The following is a 6,557-nucleotide window of genomic DNA, read 5'->3' as shown; positions in this document are numbered from 1 at the left end:
CCCCCGTACCCGCCCCCGTGCCCGTGACCGCCCCCGTGACCGCCTGCGTCACGCCCGACGCCGCACCCATCGCGGCGCCTCAGCCGCCCACCGGGTCGTGGCAGGAGACGAGCTTCGAGCCGTCGGGGAAGGTGGCCTCGATCTGCATGAGGTGGAGCATCTCGCGCACCCCGGCCATCACGTCGTCGGGGCCGACGACGTGCTTGCCCAGCTCCATGCAGTCGGCCACGCTCTTGCCCTCGCGAGCCCCCTCCAGGATGGCCGCGCTGATCAGCGCCACCGCCTCGCTGTAGTTCAGCTTCAGCCCGCGTTCCCTGCGTTTGGCGGCCAGGTCGGCCACGACGTAGATCATCAACTTGTCGATTTCGCGTGGTGCGAGGTTCATCGGACTCCCTTTCTCGCGTCCCCCCGCCGGTCCCCGTCCCGGTCACACGCGACGCAGCCGGGAGAGCACGGGGACGGCGGCGAGGAACACCCATGTGACGAGGACGAACGGCCAGGTGAGCGTGTGGCCGCCGAACGGCAGGAAGAAGTCGGTGACGGCCGCCGTCAGGCCGGTGGCCGCGGACGCGCCGATGGCGGCGTACAGGACGCCGAGCGGCGACAGGACCACGAAGACGCCGCAGATCGCCAGCGCCGTGAGCACCGCGTTGTAGCCGTACAGGCCGGCCGCGACGTGGGCCGCGGGGGCGCCGAGAGCCCAGGCGACGAACATGCCGAGCAGGCTGGAGAGCACGGCCGCCACGGCGGCGACCCGGCTCGCCACCAGCAGGCCCACCAGGAAGATCAGCCCGACGTACCACTTGTCCTGGAAGAAGATCTGGCCGATCCCGCGGAACATCCCCTGCCAGACGTCGTTCCAGGACAGGGCGGTGCCGCCGTGCGCGGCGGACGGCGGCGCGGGGTGGATCGCTCCCCGCCGCACGTTCTGGAACGCGTACGAGGCGAGCAGCATCACCGTGGTGATCACGCAGAACGGCGCGGTCAGGGTCGGCAGGTTGTACGGCGTGAGCACGGCGTTCATCGCGGACGTGAGCACGCTCCCCGCGACGCAGCCCCCGATCGTCAGCAGCAGGGTCACCCAGCTCGCCCCGAGGTACAGGACGAACGCCACGCCGATGAGGGTGCCGGGGAAGCCTTCGAGCCCGAGCCTGATCCGGTCGGTGGCGGCGCCGAACACGTACGCGGTGAGAGTGGCGACACCGGCGCCGAGCAGCCCGAACACGCCGTACTGCCAGCCGCCGACGAACAGGGCGACGATGAAGAGCACCCCGGTCCAGTAGCTCGCCATGAAGTCGACCTGGCCGATCCCTCGGACGACGGGCGGCAGCGCCGCCAGCGGCGGGCGGCGCATCGCCTCGGCGATCCGGGGCAGGGGCGCGGGTGACAAGAACGGGCCTCCCAGGGACACGGGATACCGAGGCGAGGGAGTTGCTCCCCGCGGCCTCTATTTCCTGGCACCCGCGGCCGGACGCCCGGCCCGGCCATGAAGGGACCCGATAGGGGACAAGACTTTGCCCTCACAGCTCACCGCCCTGAGCCCTCGGCCCTGACCCCTCGGCCGTCGGCCCTGACCCCTCGGCCCTGAGCCCTCGGCCGTCGGCCCGCGGCCCCGCCCCAGCGCGGGCCGACGGCCCCGGCCGCCTCGTGCGGGCGGGGGACGGCGGCAGGCCTATTCCTCGATGGTGATGCCCATCGCCCCGGCCAGGACGTAGAGCAGACCCTGGGCGTCCTGGCTCCTGACGATCGCCCCCTTGAGGCTGGTCACGCCGCCGATCCCCACCAGGGTGCAGTCGGCGAATCGGGCTCCGTCCATCTGGGCCTGGGAGAACTGCGCCCTCGTCAGGTCGCAGCGCTCGAAGCGAACGCCCCGCACGTTCGGCGTACGGAAGCGGTGCGGCGGACGGCTACCGGCTCTGTGGTTGGGGCACAGCGGCACGGTCCCGGCGCCAGGCCACCGCAAGGGGGAGGGCGACGATCGTGCCGGCCAGGCCGTACACCGCGATCGCGGCCGGTGGGCCGGTGAGGTCGGCGAGGGGGCCGCTGAGCAGCACGCCGATGCCCTGCACGGCGGTGAGCGCCGAGGCGGCCACGCCGACCGTCTGGCCGCGCCGTTCCGGTGGGGCGACGCGGACGAACTCGGCATTGGCGATCACTTGGTAGGCCGACATGACGCCGGTCAGGAACCAGGCGGCGGCGGAGACCGCTATGCCCGGTTCGAGCGCGCTGACCACGAGCGGCAGGCAGGAGACCACCGCCAGCGGTGCCAGTGCGGGCAACCCGGCAGACAGCCGGCTGACCAGATACATCCCGACCACGCTGCCGGCGGGGATGGCGCACAGCAGGATGCCTGCCTCGACGGTCCCGCCGCCCAGGGCGGCCGCATACGGTATGGCCAGCCCCTCGGGAGCGATGGAGAAGGTGGCGAGGAGGGCGAACGCGAGCAGGCCGCGCAGCCTCCGATCTCCGACGATCAGACCGACGCCGGTCGCCATCTCGCCCAGTGAGACGACCCGGCCGGTCCGTGAGGCCGGCCGTTCCTTGACGCCTGTCACCACGACCAGCGCGGCCAGGGCGAATGAGAGAGCGTTGAGGCCCAGCGCCGCGTGCGGGCCGATGGCCGTGACGATCAGGCCGCCCACCCCGAACCCGACCAGCGTGGTGAGCTGCGAGGTCATCTGGGCGAGCGTGACCCCTGTGACGTACAGCCGGGCGTCGAGCACGTCGGGCGTGGTGGCGATCCGCGCGGTCTTCTCCGGCGCGTCGATCAGTTGGACGGCGAAGAGGAGCACGCACAGGACCGGAAAGGGGACCTGCGGAACGGCCATGATCCCCACCAGCAGCGCTCTGGCCACATCACAGACGATCATCAGCCGCCGGCGCGGGAACCGATCGGCGAGGCCTCCGAGGAGTGGCCCGCCGATCAGTGAGGGGACGAACGTCAGCGCATAGGTGAGGGTGGTCACCGCCGCGGACGAGGTCAGACGGTAGGCGAGCACGGCGAGCGCCACCCGGGCCAGTTGGTCTCCCGCACGGGAGATCAGGCCGGAGAGCCACAGACTCCGGTACTCCGGCACGGCCAGCACGTCGCGGAACGCCGCGGAGCGCTCCCCTGTCGCGGCCATTCGCCCGTCCTTTCCTACAGGCCGGGTGGCGCGGTGGGGTGCGCCACCCGGCCGGGACTCGAGGTTCGTCGGTTCCGGCGCCGTCTTGGGGCGATCACCTTGCACGAAGGTTCACGATTCCGCCGGCGACACGGGAACCGAGCGACTCGTCACGCCCAGTCGGATCAAGAAGCGCCCTGCGGTCCGGCGCTTCTACTGCCAGACGATGTCCGGGGCGTTCCAGATGACGATATTGCGCATGAACCATCACTCCTTCGCGATCTCGTTCGCTTTCAGGTCTCAGCATCGGAAAGGCGGTATACGCGCGGTATATCGATCTTGTGAGTCCACCCCGGCCGTACACGTTCTGCCAAGGTGGACGGCCGACTCGGCGGGAACCGTGCAGAGCGCGGGCAGGGAGGGCAAGGCGGCCCGCGCCGGGGTCGCCGTGATCCATGTGGATCCGGCCTACACCTCGCAGGCGTGCTCATCATGTGGGCATGTGGGTGAGAGGAACCGGCCCGACAGGAAACCTTCGCCTGTTCGTCGTGCGGCTCCGCCGAGCATGCCGACGTTGACGCAGCCCGCGACATCGCCGTGCGCGGTGTCGCGGGCTGGGCAGTGAGTCACGCTGCCGATGACGCTGCCTGAACCGTCGAAGTCATCGATGGCGAGGAACTGCAAGCTTGGCGCTTCAGTTCTACGGTGCGCGCCTCTGGCCACGGCAGGATCCCGGCCACGAGGACGCTGGGCCGTTACTCCGGGGGCGGCCCGGAGCCGTACGGCGTGCCGGCCGGGCGCGGCCGCGAGGGGAGTGGCGGCGGACCTCAGTCGTCGTCGGAGTGGCGGCGGTGGCCGTCGTCGTCGCGGTCGTCGTCGTGGTCGGCCTCGTTGCGGAGGACGGACCCCTTGACCGCGTCGACCGTGACCTCCCGCTGGGAGCCGTCGGAGGCGCGGACCTCGATCTCCCAGACCCGGCGGCCGTGCTCGTGCTCCAGCTCGGTGGCGGTGACCCAGCCGCCGGGGACCTCGGCCAGGGCCGCGCGCACCGCCTGCTCGTTCGAGACCGCCGGCCGCTTGGGAGCGGGCGCCCCCGCGGCGGACGCGGAGGAGGCGGGAGCCTGGTCCGCGGCGAAGGCCGCGGTCCCCCCGGCGGTGATGGCGGCCGCCGCGGCGAGTCCCGCGACGATCGTGAGCTTGCGCATTCTTACCTCCGTGCGTTCGGTGTCCTTGCTGACACCGAAAGCCTGCCGGGAGGCGCCCTAGCGGTGCGCTGCGGGAACCCTAACGACGGGTTAACCGTGGCGAGGCGCCGACGCGGATGACGCCGCTCATGCCGTCCCCTCAAGCAGCCGCTTACGCTCGGGCGTGTACTCCCACCACGGACGTGCCGGCTCACCGTCGGCCTGCCGGACCGCGGAGATGAGCGTGTCCAGCAGGCACGGGTCTTCCGGGTGCCCGGCTACCGCCTGCATCCGTTCGAACAGCTCGACGGCGTCCGCCCCTCGGAGTTCGCCGACTGTCGAGATGCCGATCCGCTGGAATCGCTCCGCCACCTTCGGGCCCACGTTCGCAAGCGACTGAACGGGACGGCCATCGCCGGTATCGCCATGGCGCGAGCTCGGCTCGGTCGGTGACATGATCTGCGCCATCCTCTCCATTTGCACGGATCCCCTCACGAGAGGGGGATCCGGTGGACCTCGTTTCCTTCCAAGCATCCCCGGATCTCCGCCCGCCGTCTTGTAGATTTCGGCCATCACGCGTGCTCGTGCGAGAAGCGGCAGCACAGGGCGACGCGGACGAGCCGCACCCGGATGGTCCTTGCTCGGCGTGCGCCTCGGTCCCTCGGAGTCATCCGATCAGGCCCAGGGCCCGCTCGGCGAGCCCGTCCGGCGCGGTCTTCGGCGAGCCCGCGCGGAAAGGCGGGCTCGGGTCGTACTCGATGGCGAGTTGCACCGCCTGGGCCGTCACGGGATCGGTGGACTCGGCCAGCAGGGTGAGCGCCATGTCGATCCCGGCCGAGACACCCGCGGCCGTCAGCACGGTGCCGTCGGCGACCACCCGCTCGCTCACCGGCTCGGCGCCGAAGCCGGCGAGCCGGTCCAGCCAGCCCCAGTGCGTGGTCGCGCGGCGGCCGCGCAACACCCCGGCCGCGCCCAGAAGGAAGGAGCCGCTGCACACCGAGGTCGTCCACCGCGCGTGCTCGTGGGCGTGGGCGATCCAGGAGACGAGGGACTGATCGGACAGCGCGTCCACCGTCCCGGGCCCGCCGGGGACCACGATCACGTCGGGACGCGGCAGATCGGCGAGGCGCTCGGTGGCGGTGAGGGCGAGGGAACCGCGGTCGTCCACCACCGGTCCCGGCTCGGCGGCCACGAAGGTGACGCGCCAGCCGGGCGCGAAGGCCAGCACCGTGTACGGCCCCACCGCGTCGAGCGCGGTGAACCGGGGATAGAGGGGGATGGCGACGTGCATGGTCAGCTCTCCTTGACACGGAATCGGCGGCGATGATCGCCGGGTGAGATCCGCCAGTGCCGGCGGAAGACGCGGTAGAGGGTCTCCGGAGCCCCCAGCCCGCACTCGCGGGCGACCCGGTCCAGCGGGTGGTCGGTCGTCTCCAGCAGGCGCCGGGCCGCGTCGGCCCGGCTGCGCTCGACGTACCGGCCGGGCGGCACGCCCGTCTGCGCGGTGAAGACCCGGGAGAAGTGGCGCGGGCTCATCCCGGCGCGCCGGGCGAGGGCCGGAACGCTCAGATCCTCGCCCGGGTTGGCGTCGATGAACGCCTGCAGTTCCCGCAGCGGCTCGCTGCGCGGGGTCAGCGCGCGCAGCGGCGCGCTGAACTGGCTCTGCCCGCCCGGCCGGTGCAGGTACACCACGAGGCCCCGCGCGACGCCCCGGGCCAGACGGTGCCCGTGGTCCTCGGTCACCAGGGCGAGGGCGAGGTCGACTCCCGCGCTGACCCCGGCGGAGGTCCACACGTCTCCGTCCCGGACGTAGATGGAGTCGGCCTCGACCCGGACGCCGGGATAACGGGAGGCCAGCTCGTCGGCGGTCAGCCAGTGCGTGGTGGCGCGCCTGCCGTCGAGCAGCCCGGCCTCGGCCAGCAGCAGCGCCCCGCTGCACACCGACGCGACCCGGCGGGCGGAACGGGCCAGCCGGGCGATCCCGCCGACCAGCTCCCGGTCCCGCAGGTGGCCCGGCACGGACAACCCGCCCACGACAAGCAGGGTGTCGACCGGCTCCGCGACCTCGCCGAGCGGGAGCCGCGCGACGACGTCGATGCCGTTGTGCGCCGGCACGGTGCCGCTCCGGACGGCGGCCACGCGCAGCCGGTAGCCGTCGGCGCGGAGCAGCAGGTTCGCGGCGGCGAACACGTCGGCCGGGCCGGCCAGGTCGAACAGCTGGAAGCCATCGAAGATCACAAGGACGACGTCGCGGGGCACGACTTCATCC

Annotated in this window: 9 protein-coding genes; 1 reads left to right on the top strand and 8 read right to left on the bottom strand. The window is 72.2% G+C overall.

The window, feature by feature from the left end:
- Positions 1-79: 79 nt before the first annotated feature.
- The 4 genes from ureA to AWQ70_RS40545 form a co-directional block, all read right to left on the bottom strand.
- Positions 80-385 carry an urease subunit gamma gene (gene ureA, locus AWQ70_RS16600; RefSeq protein WP_067176835.1) on the bottom strand — a complete coding sequence of 102 codons (306 nt, stop codon included), beginning with the start codon at positions 383-385 and terminating at the stop codon, positions 80-82.
- A gap of 42 nt (positions 386-427) precedes the next feature.
- On the bottom strand, positions 428-1,390 hold the full coding sequence (locus AWQ70_RS16595) for an urea transporter (protein WP_245646992.1): 963 nt from the start codon (positions 1,388-1,390) through the stop codon (positions 428-430).
- Positions 1,391-1,672: 282 nt separating this feature from the next.
- Positions 1,673-1,876 (bottom strand): pentapeptide repeat-containing protein, encoded by a 204-nt coding sequence (locus AWQ70_RS40550; RefSeq protein ID WP_067176832.1) that lies wholly within the window; start codon positions 1,874-1,876, stop codon positions 1,673-1,675.
- 31 nt (positions 1,877-1,907) lie between these two features.
- The gene (locus AWQ70_RS40545) at positions 1,908-3,125 is read right to left on the bottom strand and encodes an MFS transporter (RefSeq protein ID WP_067176829.1); all 1,218 of its coding nucleotides are present in this window, start codon (positions 3,123-3,125) and stop codon (positions 1,908-1,910) included.
- A gap of 205 nt (positions 3,126-3,330) precedes the next feature.
- On the opposite strand from AWQ70_RS40545, the gene AWQ70_RS41235 reads away from it, so the two are divergent.
- Positions 3,331-3,729, top strand: coding sequence for a zinc ribbon domain-containing protein (locus tag AWQ70_RS41235; protein ID WP_306303403.1), 399 nt, complete (start codon positions 3,331-3,333; stop codon positions 3,727-3,729).
- Positions 3,730-3,931: 202 nt separating this feature from the next.
- Here AWQ70_RS41235 and AWQ70_RS16580 read toward each other — a convergent pair whose 3' ends face one another.
- The 4 genes from AWQ70_RS16580 to AWQ70_RS16565 form a co-directional block, all read right to left on the bottom strand.
- Positions 3,932-4,309, bottom strand: coding sequence for a PepSY domain-containing protein (locus AWQ70_RS16580; RefSeq protein ID WP_067176826.1), 378 nt, complete (start codon positions 4,307-4,309; stop codon positions 3,932-3,934).
- A gap of 126 nt (positions 4,310-4,435) precedes the next feature.
- Positions 4,436-4,756 carry a helix-hairpin-helix domain-containing protein gene (locus AWQ70_RS37660; RefSeq protein WP_169808684.1) on the bottom strand — a complete coding sequence of 107 codons (321 nt, stop codon included), beginning with the start codon at positions 4,754-4,756 and terminating at the stop codon, positions 4,436-4,438.
- A gap of 199 nt (positions 4,757-4,955) precedes the next feature.
- Entirely contained in the window at positions 4,956-5,579 is a 624-nt protein-coding gene (locus AWQ70_RS16570; protein ID WP_067176823.1) for a DJ-1/PfpI family protein, read from the bottom strand.
- Positions 5,580-5,581: 2 nt separating this feature from the next.
- Positions 5,582-6,547 (bottom strand): GlxA family transcriptional regulator, encoded by a 966-nt coding sequence (locus AWQ70_RS16565; RefSeq protein WP_067176820.1) that lies wholly within the window; start codon positions 6,545-6,547, stop codon positions 5,582-5,584.
- Between the last annotated feature and the right edge of the window lie 10 nt (positions 6,548-6,557).

It is taken from the genome of Microtetraspora niveoalba (assembly GCF_001570405.1).
GTDB classification, from domain to species: Bacteria; Actinomycetota; Actinomycetes; order Streptosporangiales; family Streptosporangiaceae; genus Microtetraspora; species Microtetraspora niveoalba.
This window is presented reverse-complemented; position numbering and strand designations above follow the sequence as displayed.